The organism is Lacimonas salitolerans, from assembly GCF_042677865.1.
GTDB classification, from domain to species: Bacteria; Pseudomonadota; Alphaproteobacteria; order Rhodobacterales; family Rhodobacteraceae; genus Lutimaribacter; species Lutimaribacter salitolerans.
Genome location: NZ_JBHUDD010000152.1, coordinates 1 through 21,352, shown reverse-complemented (window position 1 = coordinate 21,352; position 21,352 = coordinate 1). Strand labels below are relative to the sequence as shown.

The window sequence follows — 21,352 nt, the reverse complement described above, 5'->3', positions numbered from 1 at the left end:
GCCTAGCCCCGGTCCTGAATCACGCGCCCCTTGTAGGCCGTGGCGACGACATCATCGGCGGCTGCAAGAAACTGGTCGATCAGGCGCGGCTTGCCAAGGCTGCGCCGCCACGCGACCCCGACCATGCGCGTCATCCCGCCGCGAAACGGCACGGCCACCACATCCGCGTCGGCCCCCGCCACTTCCGAGCGGATGTACAGCGCGGGCAGCAGCGTCGCGCCCATGTTCATCGCCACCATCTGGCGCAGCGCATCAAGGCTCGTGCCCTCGTATTCCGATTGCAGCCGCGCGCCGGTATCGCGGGCCAGCGTGGCGATCACGTCATGCAAGCCGTAGCCCGGGTTGAGTGACAGCAGATCCAGACCAGCCAGATCGTCCCGGCCGATCTGCGCGCGCGACGCCAGAGGATGATCACGCGCCACGGCCAGAAACAGCGGTTCACGATACAGTCGCCGCAGCGACAGATCGCCCGCCGCCAGCGGCAGTTGCGTCACGATCAGGTCGTGCTGGCCCGCCAGCAGATCCTCGACCACTTCGCGGGGTGGGCCGTCGCGGGCGATCAGGCGCAGGCCGGGATGGGTTTCGTGCAGGTGCCGCACCACCGCGGGCAGCATGTAAGGCCCGATCGTGGGCGTCGAGGCCAGCCGCAGCGTGCCGGTCACGCCTGCGGTCAGGGAATGGGCCTGCGCCACCAGATCCTCGGTCTGCGACAGGATCAGGCGCGCGCGGGACAAAACCTCACGCCCGGCTGGCGTCAGCAGGGTGCCGCCCCGGCGACGCTCGACCAGACGCAGCGCCAGACGCTCTTCGAGGGCGGATATCTGCAACGACAGCGAGGGCTGGCTGATCCCCATCCGTTCGGCCGCGCGGCGATACTGGCCCGCGTCGGCGAGGGCCACGAAATACCGCAACTGGCGCATCGAGGGCAGATCGGGAGGCGTGGGCATGTATAGGTATTTCCTATGGATAAACATCGCGGCTTTGTCTGCATATCTGCTCCACCCTACCCCATATCAAGCGCATCAACAGAACAATGAGGGAGGTTGCGATGAAAGTATCGGTACTGGAACGTGTGGCATCCGTATCCGCGCGGGTGGCGGCCCTGCAGACCCGCAAACAGACTCTGGAAGACGAGATTGCCGCCGAGGAAAAGCGCCCGATGCCCGATGCGGCGCGCCTGCGGCATCTGAAAGCGCGCAAGCTGCGCATCCGCGATCAACTGGCGCGCTATGACGGGGTGCTGCGCACGCTCAAGCCATTGGCGGGCCATGTGGCGGCGCATCGCGGGGGCGTGGTGTGATGCTGGATATCCTGCGCGCAGCGGCAGTGTTTCACAGCCGCGACATCGACGAACTGGCCGAGGCGCTGGGTGAAGATCATCCCACACCCGCCCGGGTCCATCGCCTGCCCCCGCGCCTGCGGGTGATCGAGGGCGGACAGACCGGCCAGCAGGCAGACTGAACCCTGGCGCGGCCCTAGGCCAGCCGCGCCAGTACCGCATTGATATCAATGCCTGAAACCGCGCCCGGCACGTGGCCGCGCTGACCATCCAGCCGGGTCGCGATGAACCCTTCGGCGATGGCGGCATCGCCCAGCTCCATCAGATAGGCGGCGGCCAGCAGGTTGGCCGCACTTTCGGCAAACCAGCGCGCCTCGGCCTCGGGCGGCAGGCTGGGCCAGCGGGTCTGATGCGCGTTCAGCGCGGCATCGAACCGCCCGTCGCGCCCGATGTTGGATTGCAGGCGGGCAATCAGGGTTTCCGCCGCCAGCGGCTCGCGCGCCAGCGTGCGCAGGATATCCAGACAGATGACATTGCCCGAGCCTTCCCAGATGCCGTTCAGCGGTGCCTCGCGATACAGCATGGGCATCGGCGTTTCCTCGACATAGCCCATGCCGCCAAGGCACTCCATCGCTTCGACGATCATCACCGGCGCGCGCTTGTTAGAGATGAACTTGGCCAAGGCCACGCTGATGCGGGCAAAGGCGCGATCCTCGGGCGTGTCGCCGTCGAACGCACGCGCGGTGCCCATGCCAAGGGCCAGCGCCGCCTCGGCCTCAAGCGTCAGGTCGGCCATCACGGCGCGCATCAGCGGCTGGTCGATCAGGCGACGCTGGAACGCGGCGCGGTGGCTGACCCACCAATGCGCCTGCGCCAGCGCGGCCCGCATCAGCCCGGCCGGCGCCATCGCCGTATCCAGCCGGGTGTGATGGACCATCTCGATGATCGTCTTGACGCCCTGCCCCTCATCGCCCAGCCGAAAGGCTATCGCGTCGTGATACTCGATCTCGGAGGAGGCATTGGCGTGGTTGCCCAGCTTGTCCTTCAACCGCATCAGGTGCAGCGTGTTGCGCCCGTCCTCCAGCCAGCGCGGCACCAGAAAACAGGTCAGCCCGCCGGGGGCCTGCGCCAGCGTCAGAAACCCGTCGGACATCGGAGCAGAGCAGAACCACTTGTGCCCGTGCAGGGTATAGTGATCCCGCTGCGGCGTGGCGATGGTGGTGTTGGCGCGCACATCCGATCCGCCCTGCTTTTCGGTCATCGCCATCCCCATGGTCGCGGCGCGCTTTCGCGTCACCGGCGCGATGGCCGGATCATGGGCGCGCGCGGTCAGTTTCGGCACCCAGGTGTCGGCCAGATCACTGCCGCGCAGGGCGGGCACGGCGGCATAGGTCATGGTCAGCGGGCAGGAAATGCCCGGCTCGACCTGCGCCATGTAATAGACCAGCGCGGCATGGGTGGCATGGCCACCCTTGTGCCCCTCCCACGCGTGGGCGGCATAGCCCAGCTCCATCCCGGCCTGCATGATCGCGTTATAGCCGGGGTGAAACTCCACCTCGTCACAGCGGCGGCCGGCCCGATCGAACAGTTTCAGGCGCGGCACATCGCGGCGGGCATTCTCGGCGTGCTTTGACATCTCGGCACTGCCCAACCGCGCCCCGGCTGTCGCCAGCGCCTGCGCATCCGCCCCTGCCCACTGCGCCGCCTGTTGCAGGGCGCGGTCGCCAGACCAAAGGTCACGGTCGGTCACAGGGACAGGCTGGTTTGTGACCTCATGGGTGGCAAGCATGCTGTGTGGGGCGATTGTCATGGCAAAATCCTCCTTGGCGATCACGATGCCAGCCGGGCCGCAGCGCATCCAGCCTGACGCGGCGTTCCGTGCCGGACGGGCAGAAACAGGCGGAAGGCGCAATTTTGGGATTCCCAGTCCGAATCGCTTGTGTCATAGTCTGAGGAACACGTCCTACAGAGACGTAATCACAGGCAAATCGGCAGACTCCCGTGCGACGCAAAACTCCGGCTCTTGGTATCCTCGCCTTCTTCGCCGTGGCTTTCAGCCTTGGCGCATATTTCGCCTTTGCCGCCGTGCAGGGCGATTATGGCCTGTTCCGCCGCGCCGAAATCCAGGCCGACAGCGCCGCCTTGCAGGCCGAGCTTGAGCGGCTGCGCGCGCAGGTCGCCCGGATGGAAAACCTGACCCAGCGCCTGTCGGACGATTTTCTGGATCTCGACCTGCTGGATGAACAGGCCCGCGATGTGCTGGGCCTGCTGCGCAGCGATGAAATCGTGATCCGCTGACGCGCACCCACTCTGCCGCAATCCCACCTTTTCATACACTCGCGTTGCGCCGCGCCGCTGAAACCGGCGGCGCAAGAAAATTCCTGTCGCAATTTTTGCCTACCTGTTTTATAGGATAGTTTAACGCTAAACAAATCCATTTGCTGGGAGGAGGCACCGCATGGCCACCAGGAAAGCCCAAGACAAAACAAACACATCCCGTGATGACCTGATGCAGTTTTACCGCGACATGCTGCTGATCCGGCGATTCGAGGAGAAGGCCGGGCAGCTTTACGGCATGGGTCTGATCGGCGGGTTCTGCCATCTCTATATCGGGCAAGAGGCCGTGGTTGTCGGGCTTGAGGCCGTGGCCGAAGAGGGCGACAAGCGCATCACCACCTACCGCGATCACGGTCACATGCTGGCCTGCGGAATGGACCCCGACGGCGTGATGGCCGAACTGACGGGCCGCGAGGGCGGGTATTCGCGCGGCAAGGGCGGCTCGATGCACATGTTCTCGAAGGAAAAGCACTTTTACGGCGGCCATGGCATCGTGGGGGCCAACGTGCCGCTGGGGGCTGGTCTGGCCTTTGCCGACAAGTATCTGGAAAACAACCGCGTCACGTTCACCTATTTCGGGGATGGCGCGGCGAACCAGGGCCAGGTGTACGAGACGTTCAACATGGCCGCCCTGTGGGAGTTGCCGGTGGTTTTCGTGATCGAGAACAACCAGTACGCCATGGGCACCTCTCAGAAACGCTCGACCTCGTCCCCCGACATCTACACGCGCGGCGCATCCTTCGGCATCCCCGGCGAGGCGGTGGATGGCATGGACGTGCTGGCCGTGCGCGATGCCGGGGCCAAGGCCGTGGCCCACTGCCGGTCGGGCAAGGGGCCGTATATCCTTGAGATCAAGACATACCGTTATCGCGGGCACTCGATGTCGGACCCGGCGAAATACCGCACCCGCGAAGAGGTGCAGAAAATCCGCGAGGAAAAGGACGCCATCGAACATGTGCGCGACCTGCTGTTGCAGGGCAAACATGCGACCGAGGACGACCTGAAAGCGATCGACAAGGAAATCAAGGAAGTCGTGAACGCCAGCGCGGAATTCGCCAAGGAAAGCCCGGAGCCCGAGTTGGACGAGCTTTGGACCGATATTTACGCCGACGTCGTACCGCAGAACGCGTAACGGGAGGAGACAGACCCAATGGCAACCGAAATTCTGATGCCCGCCCTCTCGCCCACGATGGAAGAGGGGACATTGGCCAAATGGCTGGTCAAGGAAGGCGACATCGTCAAATCCGGCGACATCCTGGCCGAGATCGAGACAGACAAGGCCACGATGGAATTCGAGGCGGTGGATGAAGGGGTGATCGGCAAGATCATCGTCGCCGAAGGCACCGAAGGCGTGAAGGTCAACAGCGCCATCGCCCTGATGCTCGACGACGGCGAAAGCGCCGAGGACATGAAAGCCCCCGCCAAGGCCAAGACCGACGATGCGCCCCCTGCCCCCGAAAAGACACAGGAAAAGGCGCAGGAAAAAGCACCCGCGCAGGCAAGATCAGCGCCCGCTGATGCGCCGAACCCCGACCGCAGCCCCGACTGGCCCGAAGGCACCGAAACCCGCAAGCAGACCGTGCGCGAGGCGCTGCGCGATGCCATGGCCGAGGAAATGCGCCGCGATTCATCCGTTTTCGTGATGGGCGAGGAAGTGGCCGAATACCAGGGCGCCTACAAGATTACCCAAGGGCTGCTGGACGAGTTCGGCGGCAAGCGCGTGATCGACACCCCGATCACCGAGCATGGCTTTGCCGGCATCGGCGTCGGCGCGTCCTGGGGCGGTTTGCGGCCCATCGTGGAATTCATGACCTGGAACTTCGCCATGCAGGCAATCGACCAGATCATCAACTCGGCGGCCAAGACGCTGTATATGTCCGGCGGTCAGATGGGCAGCCCGATCGTGTTTCGTGGCCCCAATGGTGCTGCCGCCCGCGTCGGTGCCCAGCACAGCCAGGACTATGCGGCATGGTACGCGCAGATTCCGGGGCTCAAGGTCGTCGCCCCCTATTCGGCATCGGATGCCAAGGGTCTGCTGAAATCCGCGATCCGCGATCCCAACCCGGTGGTGTTTCTGGAAAACGAGATCCTCTATGGCCGCTCGTTCGAGGTGCCGGTGATGGAGGATTTCACCGTGCCCTTCGGCAAGGCTCGCGTCTGGCGCGAAGGTGCCGACGTGACCATCGTCAGCTTTGCCATCGGCATGACCTATGCGCTGGAAGCGGCGGACAAACTGGCCGAAGACGGGATCGAGGCCGAGGTGATCGACCTGCGCAGCCTGCGCCCCATCGACTATGACTCCGTACTGGCATCGGTGATGAAGACCAACCGCTGTGTCACCGTCGAAGAGGGCTGGCCCGTCGGCAGCATCGGCAACCATATCGGTGCCACGATCATGCAGCGCGCCTTTGATTATCTGGACGCGCCGGTCGTGAACGTGACGGGCAAGGATGTGCCGATGCCCTATGCCGCGAACCTGGAACGCCTGGCGCTTACCTCGGTCGACGAGGTGATCGCGGCGGTGCGCCAAGTGACCTATCGCTAAGGAGGACGCGCGATGCCCACAGAAATCCTGATGCCCGCCCTGTCCCCCACGATGGAGGAAGGCACGCTGGCGAAATGGCTGGTCAAGGAAGGCGATACCGTTGCGGCGGGCGACCTGCTGGCCGAAATCGAAACCGACAAGGCCACGATGGAGTTCGAGGCCGTGGACGAAGGCGTGATCGGCAAGCTGCTGGTTTCCGAAGGCTCCGAAGGGGTCAAGGTGAACACCGCCATCGCCCTGCTGCTGGAAGAGGGCGAAAGCGCCGACGACATGAACACGCCCAGCCCGGACGCAAAGCCTGACAAGGCCAAGGACGACGCGCCAAAGCAAAAGGCGGCGTCACAGAAACCAACGTCCGCCAAGGCGCCGCCCGCGCCGCAGAAATCCGATGGAGAACGCATCTTCGCCTCGCCCTTGGCGCGTCGCATCGCCGCCGACAAGGGGCTCGACCTGACGCAGATCACCGGAACGGGCCCACGCGGCAGGATCATCAAGGTCGATGTCGAAGCGGCAAAGCCCGAGGCAGGCGGGGAAAAGGCTGCAGCACCTGCGGACGCCACCCCAACTGCAGCAGCCCCGCCAGCGACCCCCAAGGGGCTTGGCACCGACGCCGTGCTGAAAATGTACGAGGACCGCAGTTTCGAGGAAATCAAGCTGGACGGGATGCGCCGCACCATCGCCGCGCGCCTGACGGAGGCGAAACAGACCATCCCGCATTTCTATCTGCGCCGCGATATCCGGCTGGACGCGCTGATGAAATTCCGCGCCGATCTGAACGGGCAATTGTCAGGGCGCGGCGTGAAGCTGTCGGTCAATGATTTCATCATCAAGGCCTGCGCGTTGGCGTTGCAGGCGGTGCCCGCGGCCAATGCGGTCTGGGCCGGCGACCGTGTCTTGCAGCTCAAGCCATCGGATGTGGCCGTGGCCGTCGCCATCGAAGGCGGACTGTTCACACCCGTGCTGCGCGATGCCGACATGAAATCGCTGTCGGCCCTGTCAGCGGAAATGAAAGACCTCGCCACTCGCGCCCGCGACCGCAAACTGGCCCCGCAGGAATACCAAGGCGGCAGCTTTGCGATTTCCAACCTGGGCATGTTCGGGATCGACAATTTCGACGCGGTCATCAACCCGCCGCATGGGGCCATTCTGGCCGTCGGGGCGGGCGTCAGGAAACCCGTTGTCGGCAAGGATGGCGAACTGTCCGTCGCCACGGTGATGAGCGTGACCCTGTCGGTGGATCACCGCGTTATCGACGGCGCGCTGGGGGCAGAACTGCTGCAACACATCGTGGACAATCTGGAGAACCCGATGGTCATGCTGGCCTGATTCGACTATCAGAACCGCAAAAATCCCCACCTGAACTGGCGGGGGTTTTCGTTTCCAAGCAGCACCTTAAAGCGCAAAGCTCACAAACTGCTTTTCAGGATCTGATCCATGGTCAGCGAGGGCTGCGCGCATCCCGCCTCGCCCACCACCTTGGCCGGCACGCCCGCCACGGTGGATTTGGGCGGTACGTCATGCAGCACCACCGAGCCCGCCGCGATACGCGAGCATTCGCCGATGCGGATGTTACCCAGCACCTTGGCTCCTGCGCCGATCAGCACGCCATTGCCGATCTTGGGGTGGCGGTCTTCCTCTTCCTTGCCGGTCCCGCCCAGCGTGACGGAATGCAGCATCGACACATTGTCGCCCACAACGGCGGTTTCGCCAATCACGATGGAATGGGCATGGTCGATCATGATGCCGCGCCCGATCCGGGCAGCCGGATGGATATCCACACCAAAGGTTTCGGATGTGCGCATCTGAAAGAAATACGCCATGTCGCGTCGACCCGTCTGCCACAGCCAGTTGGCAACGCGGTACGCTTGCAACGCCTGAAACCCCTTGAAGAACAGCAAAGGCTGCAGGAACCGGTGGCAGGCCGGATCACGGTCATAGACCGCGGCAATATCCGCCCGCGCGTCCTGCGCCAGTTCCGGCGCGTGCGTATAGGCCATGTCGCATATTTCGCGGATCAACTGTTCTGACATCTCGCCCGAGGTCAGTTTCAGCGCGGTGCGATAGGCCAGCGCGCATTCCAGCGTGCCATGATGCAGCACCGAGGAATGAATAAGGCCGCCCAAAAGCGGTTCTTCCGCAACCGCTTGTTGCGCTTCTGTCTGGATTCGCGACCAGACCGGATCGATCTCGGCCAGTTTCTTGCGCGTTTCAGCCATGACGACGCTCCTTTGCCTTTCCGAAGTCTAGCAGATAACCTGCATCTGCGAAAACGCAAACCCGTGATTGGGGAGATCACCGGAATGGATGATGCCACATTGGCACGCCACCGCAGCCAACTGGAGCAACGGCTGGCCGAGGTCGAGGCCGCCGATGATCTGGGACGAAGCAGTCAGGATGTCGTCACGCTGGACCAGCAGGCCGTCGGGCGGCTGTCTCGTCAGGATGCGCTGATGAACCAGTCGATGGCCAAGGCCACGCAGGCCCGCCGGGACACCGAAGCCAGACGCATCCGTATGGCGCTGCGCCGGATCGACGACGACGAATTCGGCTATTGCACCGATTGTGGTGAACGGATTTCAGACAAGCGCCTGTCGCTGGATGCAACGACGCCCAACTGCATCACTTGCGCACAGGGCTGATCGCCCCGCCGCGCCAACCTTTCAAGCACCAGCATAAGGCAAGACAGGTAATTGCGATCGCTCAAGGGCGGTTCCGGGGGCAGATCGGATCGCCATGCCGCTGCCCCCAACGTGCCATCACCCCAACCGGGATGCACCCGACGGCACCGTTTTCGATACAGGTCGGCCACCTGCCCGCGCTTCAGCAACCGTTCCAGCACGTCTGCACGTGCATCAGCCGGCCGCGCAACCAGATGCCGCGCGGCTATAATCAGGTCACTGTGGGTCACCCTGCGCACGGACTATGCCACTGCAACGTCGCGCCGCGCGAAATACCCTGCACCCACCGTTGCCGACACCTGCGCAACGGCGACGGAATAGGGCGCACCACCCGTATCCGCCGCCTCTTGCGCCGGATCATAAGCCCAGTACGGCGTACTCAGCACGACCTCGCGCCGCACAACCCCGCCCTGTTCGATACGCAGCACATAGGTCTCCACCTCTTCTCCCAGCGGCACATCGACACCGTCCCAACTGTCGCCACCGATCCGCGTGCGCCGTGTCCAGGCTATCCCAAGGGCACCGCCCGCCTCCCGCGCTGTCCGCAGATGCGCCGGGGCAAAGGGCCGAAGCCCGACACCGTCAAAGGCCAGTCGAAACGCCGTGTAGGACGGATCATCGACCGGCCGCCGCGCTGGCCCCACGCGATAGCTCCGCACCAATCCGCGCGCTGCCGCAGGCAAAACGGTCTGCTCGGGTGCGCTGTCGATCAGAACAATCCGCGATCCGACCGGCCATGCGTCCGGCATCACCGCGTCGCTGCCGAACTGTCCGCGCAACAGCACCCGCAAGATGTACCGCCCATCGCCCAGTGGCTCGGCATCGCGAAACTGCAGCAGTTCCCACCCCTCGGGAGTGCCATCGCCAAGCGCCGCAAGGTTCGCCCCTGCCAACAGAGCATCCGGGCCGACGCTCTGCAATGCGCCGCCGATCAGGCGCACCTGCACCTCGCCGCGCCACTGCCATCGCCCGACCGGCCCAGCTGTCAACGGCGTTTCCAGCACACCCATCGTGGCGCGCCCGGCAATCACGGTGTTCAGCGCAAAATCCCCCTCTCCCGGGCTGCTGTACACCGCCACGCTGCCCGGCCAGGGCTTGGCCGATACAGCCAGATGCGGGCTGTGCGGCACCTCGTCACCCCGCATAAGCGGCAGGTCCATGAACTGCGCCTCGACCGGCACCGGAGCCACGAATGGCGACAGGCGCGGGGCGATCTCTGCAATCTCGGCAGGGTCATAGACACCCGGCTCGGTCCGGACCGCCTCGATCATCTGGTACGGCCCCTGTTCGACCCGGTCGATCCGGAACCGCCCTGCCTCAAGTCGGAGAACATCGCCCGCGCCCAGTGCCATGTGCGACGGCGGCAACGCAAGCCGGATCGTATCGCGCGCTACCCGCGATTCCGCCAGCCAGCGTTCCAGCACCTGCCGCCCCTCGCGCCGCGTCAACGCCAGCGGCATGTCCGAGGTCGCAACCGCCTGCGTCGTCTCGTCCGGCAGCACGGTCTCTTCGGCCGCAACCTCGAAATTCGCATCCGTCTCGACAAACCGCAGACGCACACGCCCGGCCAGTTCCGCATCCGCCGCGCGGGTCAGTTGCAGCCGCCCGTCGATCTGATCGCTGTCCACCAGATGCGCGGCATCAACCGGGACCTCTCTTGCATCGCCCCGCATGCGGAACTGCAACACCCCGTCACGCTCCACCGCATCGACGCCAAAGGCCAGCATCAAGGGCTGCAAGATACCCCGCGCAGTGTCGACTTCGGACACTGCATAGCCGCGCAGATACCCGTGCAGCCCACTCGTATCGACCGCCGAAACATCGGCCCTCGCACAGACCTCCGCCACGACCGAAGCCAGCGACCGCCCCGCCATCCGCCCGCTGATCCAGTGGCCGCGCGCATAGTTGTCCCCGTCCGACCACAAGTCCAGATTTCCCGGAAAGAAAGGATAGGGCCGCGCGTCCCAGGCCCAGACAAACCCGCGCGACATATCCACCATCGGGCCTTCGTACACGTCTGACACCGGGTTGTTCGCCGAATCCAGCCACCAAGCATACATCGCCCGCAGATACTGCATCTGGATCAACTCATCCCGCTGCCCGTTTGAAAAATGCGGCAGCGCTGATTCGGATGATTTTGGATCAAGAAACTTGTTGGGCTGGTTGGTGCCCTTGTCGATGGCGGCGCACCCCAGTTCGGTGAACCAGATCGGCTTCAACCCCGGCTCCCATGCTGTCGGTTCCGCGCGTCGCACACCGCCCACCCGCTCGTGATGCGGATTTAACCACCAGTTGCGGATGTCCTTGTAGCGCCAGACCCACGGCTGGTCATGCGCCTCGTCGGTGATCGGTGTGCGGATCTGCGCCGCGCGCGCCGCGTCCGAGTGGTAGAACCAGTCATACCCCTCACCGCCCGCCACATTGGCGCTCAGATACCCCAGATCATAGATACTGCGCCAATACGCATCTGTATGGTTTTGGCCTTCGCGCCAATCTGACAGCGGCATGTAGTTGTCGATGCCGATGAAATCGATGTTGGGATCGGCCCACAGCGGATCCAGATGAAAATACCGGTCCCCGCTACCATCCTGCGGCTGATAGCCAAAGTATTCCGACCAGTCGGCCGCATAGCTGATCTTTACCTCTGGCCCCAGCAGCGCCCGGCATTCGGCCGCGATCTGCCGCAGGGCGGTGACGAACGGAAAGCGGTCAGCCGCACCGCGCAACTGTGTCAGGCTGCGCATCTCCGACCCGACGCAGAACGCCTCGACCCCGCCCGCCGCCGCGCACAGCGCCGCGTAGTGCAGGATGAACCGGCTATAACTCCATTCATCCGGCCCGGTATAGACCACAGCGCCATCCCCGATCTGGAAATCGCCCGCGCGCACCGTGCCCACGAACGCGGCCACCTCGGCCTCGGCGGCCGCTGTCCCGTCAGGTGATCCGTCCTGACCCGGCGCCATCGCCCCGGTGATCCGCCCACGCCAGGGCAGGCGCGGCTGATCCTCTGCCCCGCTCCACGGATCAACGCGCCCGTTGCCGTCCATCTGCTCCATCAGGATGAAGGGATAGAACATCACCGCCTTGCCCTCATCCGCCATGTGACGGATCGCCTGCATCACCGAGGCATCCGCAGGCGTGCCGCCATAGACCACGCGCCCGCCCTCTTCGGGCACGGTCTGTGCAGCCGCACGCAACAGCCCCGACACGGTCCAGGGCATCTCGACCCCGTCAAAATCCGTCTGCTCAACCTTGGGGCGCAACTTGCACTGCCCGGCCCGCAGGTCATCTCCGAACCAGCTCACGATCAGCGACACCGCCTCGCAGGCCGGGATTTCCGCCTGCAACGACGTCATCGACGTTTCCATGTCACTGCGCCCCGACGGCGAATTGACGTTCAGGCTGCGGCTTTCCCCCGGTCCGTACTTGACCGTGACAGGCGAGGTCGCCAACGCATACTCCCCCGTACCCGGCATCAGCGCCACGCCCTTTACGTTATGCACCGGGTCACGGTCAGGGCCGCGCGCCTCTGACGGGCGCAGCACCTCGAAACTGAACTGTGGCACGCGGTTGCCAAACTGATTCAGCGCCAGATCTTCCATCACCACATAGGCCGTGCCGCGATAGGCTGGCACAGCACCCGCGCCCTCGACCGCTTCGATCTTGGGATCGGCAAGCTGATCACGCGCGCCGGTATAGACCCGCATGTTCAGGTCATCGGGCGCCACCTCTGTCCCGTCCGCCCAGACCCGCAGAACGCCGCCGATCTCGCCCTCGCACAGCGCAATCGCCAGGCTGACGGAATAGCTGTAGCTGTCGGTCGCGGGCCGCGACGGGCTGCCCTTGCCCCCGCCACTGCGCGTCACCCGTTCCTGAAACGCGCTGGCCCAGATCACATGCCCGCCCACACGCATCCGCCCGAACACCTGCGCAATCGGCGCGCCTTCGCCTGCGGCGGTGATGCGAAACCGCTCGGTGCGGCCCTGTTCGACCACGTCCGACCCCTGCCCCATCAACCGCTGATCGATCACCCGGCCCAGGCTGGCCCCGGCGAACCGCCCCACCACGACCGAGGACAACCCCAGAACCGACCCGCCAATCGAGCCGCCAATCGCCGCCCCCGCCGCCGACAGAACTATTGTCGCCATGTCTCAAACCTCCTGCTGGAACCGGAACCGCGCCACGATCCGCCGCGCCCAGGGCGCGCTCAGCGGGCTTTCCACAACCGCGTGGCCGGAATAGGCGTGTATGAAAGTGGGAGTCGCGCCGACCTGCGCCGCGATCCCCAGATGTTTGGCAACGCCCCCCGCCCGCATCCGAAACAGCAGAACGTCGCCGGGTCGTTGATCGTCGCGGGCGACGCGCCGGAGATGCCGCTCGGCGGCGCGCCACAGCACTTCGTCGCCCTGCGGCTCGGACCAGTCGGCGGTATAGGGCGGCACGCGCTCGGGCTCGCACCCCCAGACCTCGCGCCAGACCCCGCGCACAAGGCCCAGACAATCGGCCCCCGCCCCCTTGCGGCTGGCCTGATGCAGATAGGGCGTGCCGATCCAGCCCCGCGCCGCCGTGACAACCGCAAGGCTCATCGCCGGCTCCCCCCGCTCTGATCCCCTGCCCGCGCGGGCACGGCCATCAGCCAGTCCTCGCTTGGCAGATCGGGGAATCCTTGAAAATTCAGCGCGTTGTCAAACTTGAAACGGCAGGTGTCGAACCGCTTGTCGCAGCCGGCGATCAGCCGCACCCGATCGCCAACCGCCAGGGCTGCCCGCAACGGCACCCAAAGCGCCACCTTGCGCCCGTCCGCCGCAGCCTCATCGCGCTTGATCTGGCCGCGAAGCCCTGCCGCAGCCCCGTCCAGCACCTCCAGCCGCCCCCGCGCAAACCACCCGGCCTCGAACCCCGGCAGGGCGTCAAAACCCATGACGCCCTCGTCATCGATCTGCCGCAACACGATGTCCGCCGAAAAACCCGGCATCGAAAGATCAAAGTGGCAGGTGCGATCGCCCAGAACCGCCGAACATGGCTTTTGATACACCCGTCCGATGGGCCGGTTCAGCGCCTCGGTCAGCCCGCGCAACTCGGCGTGAAACGCCCCACCCGCGCGCTTGATCTCGCCAATCGTGCCGCGAAACCGCAGGTGGCGCTGGGTCACATCGGCCCAGTTCACGATCCATGCGCGCAGTTCGGCCCCGTCAAACCGGCCCGCGTCAATATCAGCCTCGGAAATGCTGTCGTCGCGCAGCGCCCCCAGCGCCTCGGCATTGTCCACCGCCAGCCCGGTGCCCTGCTGCACCGCCGTCGCGGTCATCCCGCTGTCGGCGCGAAACACGATGCCGTCGAACCGCAAGTCGCAATCGTGGTCGGTAAACCCCAACACCACACCATCTCCGCGCGTGATCGCCCAGGCGCTGGCCAATGTGGTCAACCCGCCTGCGACATGATCCTGAAACGCCTGATCCATGCTCTACACCCTCACTTCGACAACCGGCACGTTCGGCACTTCGCCCGCACGAAAGCTGGCAACGCTGGTCTGGATGCGGTCCGCGTCGAACCGTACCGGCACGTCAAACTCAAACCCGGCGGTGATCTCCATGCCTGCATTTGGCGGCGACACGAACCGCACCACGCCGGTGGCCGGATCAAGCTGCCAGTGCAGCCCCTCCTGCTGCTCGTCGCCCTCGATCCCGATGCGCACGCTGCCCGCCACCGGCTTGGTGATGGGCCGAAGATAGCTTTGCGCACCCGAGCGATACTGCTTTTTCAGGCCAAACGCAGCCGTCACCCCGTCACCCACCGCGATCACCTGATCGGTAAAGTCGGGCTGCATCGACGGGCGGCAGGATTTGAAATCCGACCAGTCCTTCCAGCGAAACCCGTGCAGCTGCCCGTGCCGCGCCTCGAAGAACGCGATCAGCACCTCGACATCGTCGAGCGAGCGCAGCCCGACACCGGCATCATAGCGCCTGCGCGAATGCGCCCAGGGGCTGTTGCGCTCTTCGAACCCGTTGGCCAGCGTCACCACATCCGTGCGCCGCTCGGGCCCGCCGACCGAGCCGAAACTCAGGTTGGCGGGAAAGCGTATCTCGTGAAATCCCATGTCACTCTCCTCAGCGGTTGCGCTGTGCACGGCCCAGCGCGCGGCTGACCTGTGCGGCGATCTGGCTCTGGCTGCGTCGGAAACTGTCGGCATCGGGTGTCTGGATGTGCATCACCACGCTGACCCCGCCACCGCCGCCCTGCGCACGCACGCCCAGCGACCCATCCGGGCCACGGGTCAGAGGCATGATCGCCTCGGGCCCGGCCTCGCCCATCAACCCGGTGCCGCCGCGCATGGCGAAATACGTGGGCCCGCCCACCACACCGCCCCTGGCAAAGGGCATCACCCGCCCCTGCGCGAACCCGGCACCCTTTTCAAACGGCAGGATACCGGCCATCAGGCTGCCCACCCCCTGCGCCAGCAACCCGCCCATGTGATCGGACACGGGTTTGACAGCGGCGGAATAGGCCGTGTTGATCATCGACTGCGCCATCGTCTTCAGCGCATCCGACAGCTTGACCCCGTCCAGCAGCACCCCGTCAAAGGCCCGCCGCAAGCCCCGGCTCATGCCGCGTTCCAGCGTCTGCACATCCTGACCGGTGGCCGAGAACGTCGCCCGCATCCGCGCCAACTCGGCCTCAAAACTGGCCGCCATGCCGGTCGCCCCGGCCATCGCCGTCTCCAGCGTATCAAGCTGCGCCTCCAGCGCGTCCAGCCCGTCGTAATCGCTCATCTCTCTGCCCTTTCCGGGTTGTCGGGGAACGCAGCCAGCATTTCCTCCAGCCGCGAGCGTTCCATCGGGGCAGGGCCTGCGCCCTGTCCCAGCATCAGCATCAGTTCCGCAGGGGTCAGCGCCCAGAACTGGTCGGGCGTCAGCCGCAGGCCGGTCATCCCGGCCCGCATCATGCCCGGCCAGTCAAAGCCGCTCATCCCTGGGCCTCCTCCGGCAGGGCAAAGGCCCGCGCCAGCAACTCCGCCGCCGCCCGCGCGCCCGCCATTGGCCCGCCCGCGATCTCGGCTGCGGCCAGGTGCCGGGCATCGCCGGTCCAGCCCCCCCCGCGCAACCCCGCCAGCAGCAGGGCCAGCACGTCGCGGGTGGAAAACCGCCCCGCCTCGAACCGCTCGACCAGCGCCACCAGCGTGTCGGCCTCCAGCGCCTCTTCCAGTTCCGCCAAGGCCCCAAGTGTCAGCTTCATCACATGCCGCTCGCCATCCATGACCAGCACCACCTCACCCCGCCAGCGGTTCGCCATCACAGCGCCGTAAACGCCAGCGCCCCGGCCGAGGCCATGGACATCTCATACGTCGCCTCGCCATTGTGGCTGCCCGCATATTCCAGGGCCGTGACCTGAAACGCCCCTTCGACAATGCCGAAATCGGGGATGACGACCTGAAACTCCGGGATCTCGCCGTCGAAAAAGATCTGCCGCGCGCGCTCGTCGGTATCGCTGTCGCGAAATACGCCCGAGCCGCTGATCGCCGCTGATTTCACACCAGCCCCGGCCAGCAACTCGCGCCAGCCGCCCTGGCTTTCCAGGCTGGTCACATCCACGCTTTCGGCATTGAAACTGATCCGCGTGGCCCGCAGCCCGGCAATCGTGGCGAAAGCGCCGTCGCCGGTCAGATCGACCTTGATCAGCAGGTCCTTGCCATTCTGTACACCCATGGTCTTACTCCTGATTGAATGGGTTAATCGTCGTCGATATGCGCGCGGAACCGCAGGTCGATCCGGCGCATCTGCCCGGTGCCCTCGCGGCTGGCCCGCGCGCGCAGAAAATTCAGCGCCACCAGACGCCCCCGGCTCAGGCTCAGATTGGCGTCAAGCAAGACTGCGCCGACCGCTGCCGCCGCCGTCTTGGCCGCGTGAAACCCGCTGTCTCCCGCAATCACCGACACGGTGAACTCATGCCGCGCCGCACCGCCCGTCTTGTCCGAGGCATCACGCACCTCTTCCGGCCCAAGGCTGACATAGAGCGGCGGCAGGCTGCCCGCAGGCACCACGTCATAGACCGCATCGCCCACCAGCGCGGTCAGCGCCGCATCACCGGTCAGGGCCTCGAACACCGCCTCCTGCAACGCGGCCGCCATTGCATAGCTCATGCCACCACCTCCTCTTCGGCAAAGCAGGTCAGATAGCGCCCGCGCAGATCACCTTCGGCCACCGCCGTGATGCGAAAGATGCGCGCACCCTCGCGCGCGCGGCCCGTGCGCGCCACCACCTCGGCCCACAGAGTGCCCAGCACCTGCCAGCCGCGCATCACGCCCCCCGCCCCGTCGGGGGCACGCGTAGGGGCCTCCAACACCAGCTGACGCGTCAGGTTCACCCGGCCGCTCATCTGGTACCCCCACCCAGCAGACGCACCGTGCGGTACCGCTCGATCAGGCTGGTGACGCCAAAGGGCATGCACCCCGCGCTCAGCCCCGTTTCATCGCGGTACTCATAGTAATGCGCCGCCAGCAGCTTGACCGCCTGGCGCAGATCGGCGGGCAACCCGTCGAAGGTTTCGGCCATACCGGCGGTGAACCCGATCCGCACCAGCCCGCCGCGCGGTATCACCGGCAGCAGCGTGGCCATCGGCACCAGCCGCGGGCGCTGCATGTCGGCATCCAGCCGGTAAAGCGCGGGATCAAGAACCGTCTCGTCGCCGTCCCGATCCACCAGAACAACAGGCCCCAGCGCCGTCACCGGCGCCACCGGCAGCGCCTGACCCGTGGCATCGCGCCAGTCCGACAGGCTCATCTGAAACCCGCGCGCCAGCAGAACCTTGCCGGTGCGCGCCTCGATCGCCGCCAGCGCCGCCCGCAGGAACCCGTCCAGAACCTCGTCCTGCAACCCGTCCTCGGCGAACCCGGTGCCCTGACGCAGATGCGCCTTGAACCCGGCCACCGGCAGGGCCGCCTGCGCGACCTCGCTCTCTTCCATCAACATCATGGACCTATCTCCAAACTTGGGCCTCTCCCGGATCGGGCAGGCGCGCGCCGTCAGCGTTGCTCGAACGGAGGGAGCAGCCAGACAACACCGTTCATCACGGCGCGCGCCCCGGGGACGGGCAGACACCCGCCCCCGATCCCCGGCGCTTACGACACCGAGAATTTCAGCAGCTTGATCGCCGCGTAATCGCTGACATCGCCGCCCACGCGCTTGGTGGCATAGAACAGCACACGCGGCTTGGCGCTGAACGGATCGCGCAGCACGCGCAGGTCGGGGCGCTCGGCCACGGTATAGCCCGCGCCGAAATCACCGAATGCGATGGCGGTCGCCCCGCTGCCCATGTCCGGCATGTCCTCGGCGATCAACACCGGATATCCCAGCAGGCGCGCAGGCTCGCCAGCGGCCAGACCGTCCGACCACAGGAACCGCCCATCCGCATCCTTCAGCTTGCGCACGGCACCGGCGGTTTTCGAATTCATCACGAACGCCGCATTCGCGCGGTACTGCGCGCCAAGGGCATAGACCAGATCGACCAGCGCGTCGGGGCCGTCAAACGCACCATCCGCCCCGCTGGCGACATAGCCCAGACTGCCCCAGGACCACGACGCCTGCGGCACATGCGTCTTGGTCAGGACCCCCGTGGGCTTGTCCACACCGTCACCGTTGATGAAGGCTGCCGCCTCGGCACGGGCGAACTTGTCGGCGATGCGACCGGCCAGCCAGCTTTCCAGATCGAACGCGCTGTCATCCAGCAGCCGCTGCGATGCCTTGGGCATCGCCGACAGCTCGTGCAGCGGGATGCTGATCCGGTCGATCACCGGCGTGGTGCTTTCGGCCACGCTGTCGGTCTCGGTGTTCCAGCCGTGGCTGACGTCGCCATGATCCACCAGCACATCATAGGTCGTCGACTCAACACCGACCACGTTCGCAATCGCCCGGATCGAGGCCGCCCCGTTCAGCACGTTGCGGATCGTCTCGGCAGTCTGCGGGTCCACCAGGTAACCGCCATCGGCCGCCACGGCGGTGTTCATCGCCTTGCCTTCCAGCGCCAGACCACGCAGCGCGTCATCGTCGCCGGTGCGCAGATAGGCATCGAACGCCTTTTGGTGCGGGGCCTCGGCATCGGCGGCCATGGCCAGCGCGGGGCGCGCGGCCTTGAAGGTGGATTTACGTTCCAGCATGGTCATTTGCTCTTCCTGTTGTTGCAGACGGTTGTGGATTTCATCACGAAACCCCTTGAATTCGCTGACGAAGCCCGCAATCGCGGTCTTCGCCTCGATGACCGGAGACACATCTTTCCCGGTCCGAGACTTGGTCTCGGTCATGCTCATCACCTTTTCCTGTTCGTGGTGTGGTCGCGCGCGCGGGGTCAGTCCCGCGCCAGCTCAAGGCGGGCCGCGTCAAACACCGCCGCCAATTCGCGCAAGGTATGGTCGGTCTCGGGCGTCTCGCCCTTCTGACCCACCCGCGCACTGGGCAGCATCGGGAAGGTCACCAGCGACACCTCCCAAAGCTCCAGTTCCGTCAAGAGCCGCTGGCCCTTGTCATTCTTCACCGCCCGCCGCGTGCGATACCCGATCGACAGCCCGTCGATGGCCCCCGCCGCGATCAGCGCCGCCGCCTCGCGGCCCCGCTCCACGCTGTCCAGGATGCGGCCCTTGACGTACAGTCCGCGCGCATCCTCGCGCACCTCGTCCCAGACACCGATGGGCTGGGCCGGGTCGTGCTGCCACAGCATCCTGACCGCACGGCGGTCAGCGGCCAGCGCCTTCAGGCTGGCCCCATAGGCCCCCGCCTGCACCACATCGCCGCCCTGATCGCTGGCGCCGAACAGGCTGGCATAGCCTTCGATCACCGTGCCGTCGCTCACCACCAGATCACCGCCCAGACGGCAGAACTTGGTTTCCAATACGCTTTCCATTCCGATCCCTTTCCCCTTCATGGCGTCATCTCCAACAGCGACTGCACCGCCTGCGCCAGAAACATCCCCACGATGCCGTAAACCGCCAGCCAAAGACGCTTTTCCAACTTCTCGATCAGTGCCACCAGCCGCTCGGCGCGCTGCTTCAGCCCCTCGATCTGCAAATGGCTGACCCGCTCATGCGCCTCCAGCCGCAAGGCCGGCGCGCAGTCAAAGGCCTCGAACCCATAGCGCCGGTCATCCATCGCCCGGTTCGCCATTTGCGGCCTCGCTCAGCGCGGGCAGGCCCAGCAGGCTGCGCTTTTCCGCATCCGTCAGAAACCCCGCCTCGCCGACCCGCCGCCAGACCTCGGACCGCTCCGCCGCCAGCGCGGGCACCTGATCGAGGTCGGGCTTCAGCTCCATCGCCTCTCCGGCGAAATCCGACAGCCAGTCCGACACCTGCGCCACGACCCGCGTGGCCAATGGCAGCACCGTCAGGCGATAGAATGCCCGGTTCGCCTCTTGATAATTGGCGAATGTGGCATCCCCCGGAATGCCCAGCAGCATCGGCGGCACCCCAAAGGCCAGCGCGATCTCGCGCGCGGCACTTTCCTTGGTCTGCTGAAACTCCATGTCGGATGGCGAAAACCCCATCGGTTTCCAGTCCAGCCCGCCCTCCAGCAGCATGGGGCGGCCCGCATTGCGCGCCCCCTGATGATGCGCCTCCATCTCGATCACCAGCCGGTCATACTGATCGCTGCTCAGCCCCCCGGCCCCGTCCGGCCCCTTGTAGATGATCGCCCCCGAGGGCCGCGCCGCATTGTCCAGCAGCGCCTTGGACCAGCGGCTTGCCGCGTTATGCACATCCAGCGCCTGCGCCGCCGCCTGCAAGGGCGACAGCCCGTAATGATCGTCCTGCGGGTGAAACGCCCGGATATGGCAGACCGGCGGCGCCTCTCCGGTCACGTCGAACCGGTGTTTGCGGCTGGCCACGACGTAATCATACGCTACCGGCCAGCCGTCGGCACCGGGGATCACCTGCATCCGGTCCGACCGCAGCACATGCAGCTCGCCAGGAAGCAAACCGGCCCCCGCCACCGCCTCGACATAGGCATCCCCCGACAGCAGCAGATGGCCATACAGCGCCTCGAACAGCTCGGCCTTGCCCTGCGCCGGGTTGGGCCGCCGCACCAGCGACAGCAGCGGATGTGTGTCATACCGCTGCGCGCTGTCCTGCAACACCAAAGGCAGCGACGCCGCCGCCTCGGCAATCATCTTGACGCAGCGATGCACCACCGGGTTGCCCGCATACCCCGTCCGCGTCAGGCTGACGGTGTCGCGCGGGCTCCAGGCCACGCGCCCGGCGCTGCCAAAGGCCGCAACGCGCCCGGTGGCGCTGGCCTTGTGCTCGGGCACTGCTGCCGCCGCCTGCGCCTCGCGTCGAAAGAATTGCATAACCATGCCTGTTGCTCCTTGTTCCGGGGGCTGCCTGCGGGTCGTTTCGCTGGCCCTTGCGCCGTCGAACACCAACCTGCCGCCAAAGGTTTAAGAAAAATGAACTAGTCACCCGGAACCAAATTTGCCATCATTGATGTGAGGCGAACTTTGGGGGGTATGGCATGCGGGGTCGGGTATCTATTG

At 65.6% G+C, this 21,352-nt stretch carries 26 protein-coding genes; 7 read left to right on the top strand and 19 right to left on the bottom strand.

Translation table 11 applies throughout. The features are described 5' to 3' along the window. Window positions 1-2: 2 nt before the first annotated feature. Window positions 3-947: a hydrogen peroxide-inducible genes activator gene (locus ACFTOW_RS16985; RefSeq protein ID WP_379917907.1), complete on the bottom strand. Its 945-nt coding sequence runs from the start codon at window positions 945-947 to the stop codon at window positions 3-5. Window positions 948-1,048: 101 nt separating this feature from the next. Between ACFTOW_RS16985 and ACFTOW_RS16980 the strand changes: the two genes are divergently transcribed. Next, entirely contained in the window at window positions 1,049-1,300 is a 252-nt protein-coding gene (locus ACFTOW_RS16980; RefSeq protein ID WP_379917905.1) for a YdcH family protein, read from the top strand. After that, entirely contained in the window at window positions 1,300-1,461 is a 162-nt protein-coding gene (locus ACFTOW_RS16975; RefSeq protein WP_379917903.1) for a hypothetical protein, read from the top strand. Before ACFTOW_RS16980 ends, ACFTOW_RS16975 begins: the two co-directional genes overlap by 1 nt. Before the next feature lie 14 nt (window positions 1,462-1,475). On the opposite strand, the gene ACFTOW_RS16970 is transcribed toward ACFTOW_RS16975, so the two are convergent. Further along, window positions 1,476-3,089: an acyl-CoA dehydrogenase family protein gene (locus ACFTOW_RS16970; RefSeq protein WP_379917901.1), complete on the bottom strand. Its 1,614-nt coding sequence runs from the start codon at window positions 3,087-3,089 to the stop codon at window positions 1,476-1,478. Window positions 3,090-3,280: 191 nt separating this feature from the next. Here ACFTOW_RS16970 and ACFTOW_RS16965 point away from each other — a divergent pair, with 191 nt between their 5' ends. From ACFTOW_RS16965 to ACFTOW_RS16950, 4 genes are all read left to right on the top strand, one after another. Beyond that, window positions 3,281-3,577 carry an FtsB family cell division protein gene (locus ACFTOW_RS16965; RefSeq protein ID WP_379917899.1) on the top strand — a complete coding sequence of 99 codons (297 nt, stop codon included), beginning with the start codon at window positions 3,281-3,283 and terminating at the stop codon, window positions 3,575-3,577. 160 nt (window positions 3,578-3,737) lie between these two features. Beyond that, window positions 3,738-4,748: a pyruvate dehydrogenase (acetyl-transferring) E1 component subunit alpha gene (pdhA, locus tag ACFTOW_RS16960; protein WP_379917897.1), complete on the top strand. Its 1,011-nt coding sequence runs from the start codon at window positions 3,738-3,740 to the stop codon at window positions 4,746-4,748. Between the two features lie 18 nt (window positions 4,749-4,766). Beyond that, entirely contained in the window at window positions 4,767-6,161 is a 1,395-nt protein-coding gene (locus ACFTOW_RS16955; RefSeq protein WP_379917895.1) for a pyruvate dehydrogenase complex E1 component subunit beta, read from the top strand. A 12-nt stretch (window positions 6,162-6,173) separates the two neighbouring features. Continuing rightward, window positions 6,174-7,487, top strand: a complete 1,314-nt coding sequence (locus ACFTOW_RS16950) for a pyruvate dehydrogenase complex dihydrolipoamide acetyltransferase (protein ID WP_379917893.1) — start codon at window positions 6,174-6,176, stop codon at window positions 7,485-7,487. Between the two features lie 80 nt (window positions 7,488-7,567). On the opposite strand, the gene cysE is transcribed toward ACFTOW_RS16950, so the two are convergent. Continuing rightward, window positions 7,568-8,377, bottom strand: a complete 810-nt coding sequence (gene cysE / locus ACFTOW_RS16945; protein ID WP_379917891.1) for a serine O-acetyltransferase — start codon at window positions 8,375-8,377, stop codon at window positions 7,568-7,570. Between the two features lie 84 nt (window positions 8,378-8,461). Here cysE and ACFTOW_RS16940 point away from each other — a divergent pair, with 84 nt between their 5' ends. Continuing rightward, window positions 8,462-8,800: a TraR/DksA family transcriptional regulator gene (locus tag ACFTOW_RS16940; protein ID WP_379917889.1), complete on the top strand. Its 339-nt coding sequence runs from the start codon at window positions 8,462-8,464 to the stop codon at window positions 8,798-8,800. Here ACFTOW_RS16940 and ACFTOW_RS19950 read toward each other — a convergent pair. The 16 genes from ACFTOW_RS19950 to ACFTOW_RS16865 form a co-directional block, all read right to left on the bottom strand. Next, a complete protein-coding gene (locus ACFTOW_RS19950) occupies window positions 8,710-9,069 on the bottom strand; it encodes a DUF7742 family protein (protein ID WP_465261613.1) in 360 nt (119 codons plus the stop codon). The genes ACFTOW_RS16940 and ACFTOW_RS19950 overlap by 91 nt on opposite strands. A gap of 12 nt (window positions 9,070-9,081) precedes the next feature. Next, entirely contained in the window at window positions 9,082-12,987 is a 3,906-nt protein-coding gene (locus tag ACFTOW_RS16935; RefSeq protein ID WP_379917887.1) for a baseplate multidomain protein megatron, read from the bottom strand. A 3-nt stretch (window positions 12,988-12,990) separates the two neighbouring features. Further along, window positions 12,991-13,425 carry an NlpC/P60 family protein gene (locus tag ACFTOW_RS16930; protein WP_379917885.1) on the bottom strand — a complete coding sequence of 145 codons (435 nt, stop codon included), beginning with the start codon at window positions 13,423-13,425 and terminating at the stop codon, window positions 12,991-12,993. Further along, window positions 13,422-14,300: a DUF2163 domain-containing protein gene (locus ACFTOW_RS16925; protein WP_379917883.1), complete on the bottom strand. Its 879-nt coding sequence runs from the start codon at window positions 14,298-14,300 to the stop codon at window positions 13,422-13,424. The genes ACFTOW_RS16930 and ACFTOW_RS16925 overlap by 4 nt, the downstream gene beginning before the upstream one ends. A gap of 3 nt (window positions 14,301-14,303) precedes the next feature. Continuing rightward, window positions 14,304-14,936 (bottom strand): phage distal tail protein, Rcc01695 family, encoded by a 633-nt coding sequence (locus ACFTOW_RS16920; RefSeq protein WP_379917881.1) that lies wholly within the window; start codon window positions 14,934-14,936, stop codon window positions 14,304-14,306. A 10-nt stretch (window positions 14,937-14,946) separates the two neighbouring features. Next, window positions 14,947-15,609: a phage tail tape measure protein gene (locus tag ACFTOW_RS16915; RefSeq protein WP_379917879.1), complete on the bottom strand. Its 663-nt coding sequence runs from the start codon at window positions 15,607-15,609 to the stop codon at window positions 14,947-14,949. After that, window positions 15,606-15,806 (bottom strand): rcc01693 family protein, encoded by a 201-nt coding sequence (locus tag ACFTOW_RS16910; protein ID WP_379917877.1) that lies wholly within the window; start codon window positions 15,804-15,806, stop codon window positions 15,606-15,608. The genes ACFTOW_RS16915 and ACFTOW_RS16910 overlap by 4 nt, the downstream gene beginning before the upstream one ends. Beyond that, window positions 15,803-16,129 (bottom strand): GTA-gp10 family protein, encoded by a 327-nt coding sequence (locus tag ACFTOW_RS16905; RefSeq protein ID WP_379917875.1) that lies wholly within the window; start codon window positions 16,127-16,129, stop codon window positions 15,803-15,805. The genes ACFTOW_RS16910 and ACFTOW_RS16905 overlap by 4 nt, the downstream gene beginning before the upstream one ends. After that, window positions 16,129-16,542 carry a phage major tail protein, TP901-1 family gene (locus tag ACFTOW_RS16900; RefSeq protein WP_379917873.1) on the bottom strand — a complete coding sequence of 138 codons (414 nt, stop codon included), beginning with the start codon at window positions 16,540-16,542 and terminating at the stop codon, window positions 16,129-16,131. Before ACFTOW_RS16900 ends, ACFTOW_RS16905 begins: the two co-directional genes overlap by 1 nt. Before the next feature lie 23 nt (window positions 16,543-16,565). Beyond that, on the bottom strand, window positions 16,566-16,976 hold the full coding sequence (locus ACFTOW_RS16895; protein ID WP_379917871.1) for a DUF3168 domain-containing protein: 411 nt from the start codon (window positions 16,974-16,976) through the stop codon (window positions 16,566-16,568). Further along, on the bottom strand, window positions 16,973-17,212 hold the full coding sequence (locus ACFTOW_RS16890) for a head-tail adaptor protein (protein WP_379917869.1): 240 nt from the start codon (window positions 17,210-17,212) through the stop codon (window positions 16,973-16,975). Before ACFTOW_RS16890 ends, ACFTOW_RS16895 begins: the two co-directional genes overlap by 4 nt. Then, entirely contained in the window at window positions 17,209-17,808 is a 600-nt protein-coding gene (locus ACFTOW_RS16885) for a head-tail connector protein (RefSeq protein WP_379917867.1), read from the bottom strand. Before ACFTOW_RS16885 ends, ACFTOW_RS16890 begins: the two co-directional genes overlap by 4 nt. Before the next feature lie 146 nt (window positions 17,809-17,954). Further along, the gene (locus ACFTOW_RS16880; protein WP_379917864.1) at window positions 17,955-19,139 is read right to left on the bottom strand and encodes a phage major capsid protein; all 1,185 of its coding nucleotides are present in this window, start codon (window positions 19,137-19,139) and stop codon (window positions 17,955-17,957) included. 38 nt (window positions 19,140-19,177) lie between these two features. Continuing rightward, the gene (locus ACFTOW_RS16875; RefSeq protein ID WP_379917862.1) at window positions 19,178-19,729 is read right to left on the bottom strand and encodes an HK97 family phage prohead protease; all 552 of its coding nucleotides are present in this window, start codon (window positions 19,727-19,729) and stop codon (window positions 19,178-19,180) included. Between the two features lie 17 nt (window positions 19,730-19,746). Next, the gene (locus ACFTOW_RS16870; protein WP_379917860.1) at window positions 19,747-19,989 is read right to left on the bottom strand and encodes a GTA head formation protein, RCAP_rcc01685 family; all 243 of its coding nucleotides are present in this window, start codon (window positions 19,987-19,989) and stop codon (window positions 19,747-19,749) included. After that, window positions 19,967-21,172, bottom strand: a complete 1,206-nt coding sequence (locus tag ACFTOW_RS16865; RefSeq protein ID WP_379917858.1) for a phage portal protein — start codon at window positions 21,170-21,172, stop codon at window positions 19,967-19,969. Before ACFTOW_RS16865 ends, ACFTOW_RS16870 begins: the two co-directional genes overlap by 23 nt. Window positions 21,173-21,352 lie beyond the last annotated feature (180 nt).

What these genes read in the sequence shown, in the direction of transcription:
- ACFTOW_RS16985 (WP_379917907.1), bottom strand. Translation starts at nt 947, where the DNA reads ATGCCCACGCCTCCCGATCTGCCCTCGATGCGCCAGTTGCGGTATTTC.
- ACFTOW_RS16980 (WP_379917905.1), top strand. Translation starts at nt 1,049, where the DNA reads ATGAAAGTATCGGTACTGGAACGTGTGGCATCCGTATCCGCGCGGGTG.
- ACFTOW_RS16975 (WP_379917903.1), top strand. Translation starts at nt 1,300, where the DNA reads ATGCTGGATATCCTGCGCGCAGCGGCAGTGTTTCACAGCCGCGACATC.
- ACFTOW_RS16970 (WP_379917901.1), bottom strand. Translation starts at nt 3,089, where the DNA reads ATGACAATCGCCCCACACAGCATGCTTGCCACCCATGAGGTCACAAAC.
- pdhA (WP_379917897.1), top strand. Translation starts at nt 3,738, where the DNA reads ATGGCCACCAGGAAAGCCCAAGACAAAACAAACACATCCCGTGATGAC.
- ACFTOW_RS16955 (WP_379917895.1), top strand. Translation starts at nt 4,767, where the DNA reads ATGGCAACCGAAATTCTGATGCCCGCCCTCTCGCCCACGATGGAAGAG.
- ACFTOW_RS16950 (WP_379917893.1), top strand. Translation starts at nt 6,174, where the DNA reads ATGCCCACAGAAATCCTGATGCCCGCCCTGTCCCCCACGATGGAGGAA.
- cysE (WP_379917891.1), bottom strand. Translation starts at nt 8,377, where the DNA reads ATGGCTGAAACGCGCAAGAAACTGGCCGAGATCGATCCGGTCTGGTCG.
- ACFTOW_RS16940 (WP_379917889.1), top strand. Translation starts at nt 8,462, where the DNA reads ATGGATGATGCCACATTGGCACGCCACCGCAGCCAACTGGAGCAACGG.
- ACFTOW_RS16935 (WP_379917887.1), bottom strand. Translation starts at nt 12,987, where the DNA reads ATGGCGACAATAGTTCTGTCGGCGGCGGGGGCGGCGATTGGCGGCTCG.
- ACFTOW_RS16930 (WP_379917885.1), bottom strand. Translation starts at nt 13,425, where the DNA reads ATGAGCCTTGCGGTTGTCACGGCGGCGCGGGGCTGGATCGGCACGCCC.
- ACFTOW_RS16925 (WP_379917883.1), bottom strand. Translation starts at nt 14,300, where the DNA reads ATGGATCAGGCGTTTCAGGATCATGTCGCAGGCGGGTTGACCACATTG.
- ACFTOW_RS16920 (WP_379917881.1), bottom strand. Translation starts at nt 14,936, where the DNA reads ATGGGATTTCACGAGATACGCTTTCCCGCCAACCTGAGTTTCGGCTCG.
- ACFTOW_RS16915 (WP_379917879.1), bottom strand. Translation starts at nt 15,609, where the DNA reads ATGAGCGATTACGACGGGCTGGACGCGCTGGAGGCGCAGCTTGATACG.
- ACFTOW_RS16910 (WP_379917877.1), bottom strand. Translation starts at nt 15,806, where the DNA reads ATGAGCGGCTTTGACTGGCCGGGCATGATGCGGGCCGGGATGACCGGC.
- ACFTOW_RS16905 (WP_379917875.1), bottom strand. Translation starts at nt 16,129, where the DNA reads ATGGCGAACCGCTGGCGGGGTGAGGTGGTGCTGGTCATGGATGGCGAG.
- ACFTOW_RS16900 (WP_379917873.1), bottom strand. Translation starts at nt 16,542, where the DNA reads ATGGGTGTACAGAATGGCAAGGACCTGCTGATCAAGGTCGATCTGACC.
- ACFTOW_RS16895 (WP_379917871.1), bottom strand. Translation starts at nt 16,976, where the DNA reads ATGAGCTATGCAATGGCGGCCGCGTTGCAGGAGGCGGTGTTCGAGGCC.
- ACFTOW_RS16890 (WP_379917869.1), bottom strand. Translation starts at nt 17,212, where the DNA reads ATGAGCGGCCGGGTGAACCTGACGCGTCAGCTGGTGTTGGAGGCCCCT.
- ACFTOW_RS16885 (WP_379917867.1), bottom strand. Translation starts at nt 17,808, where the DNA reads ATGATGTTGATGGAAGAGAGCGAGGTCGCGCAGGCGGCCCTGCCGGTG.
- ACFTOW_RS16880 (WP_379917864.1), bottom strand. Translation starts at nt 19,139, where the DNA reads ATGAGCATGACCGAGACCAAGTCTCGGACCGGGAAAGATGTGTCTCCG.
- ACFTOW_RS16875 (WP_379917862.1), bottom strand. Translation starts at nt 19,729, where the DNA reads ATGGAAAGCGTATTGGAAACCAAGTTCTGCCGTCTGGGCGGTGATCTG.
- ACFTOW_RS16870 (WP_379917860.1), bottom strand. Translation starts at nt 19,989, where the DNA reads ATGGCGAACCGGGCGATGGATGACCGGCGCTATGGGTTCGAGGCCTTT.
- ACFTOW_RS16865 (WP_379917858.1), bottom strand. Translation starts at nt 21,172, where the DNA reads ATGGTTATGCAATTCTTTCGACGCGAGGCGCAGGCGGCGGCAGCAGTG.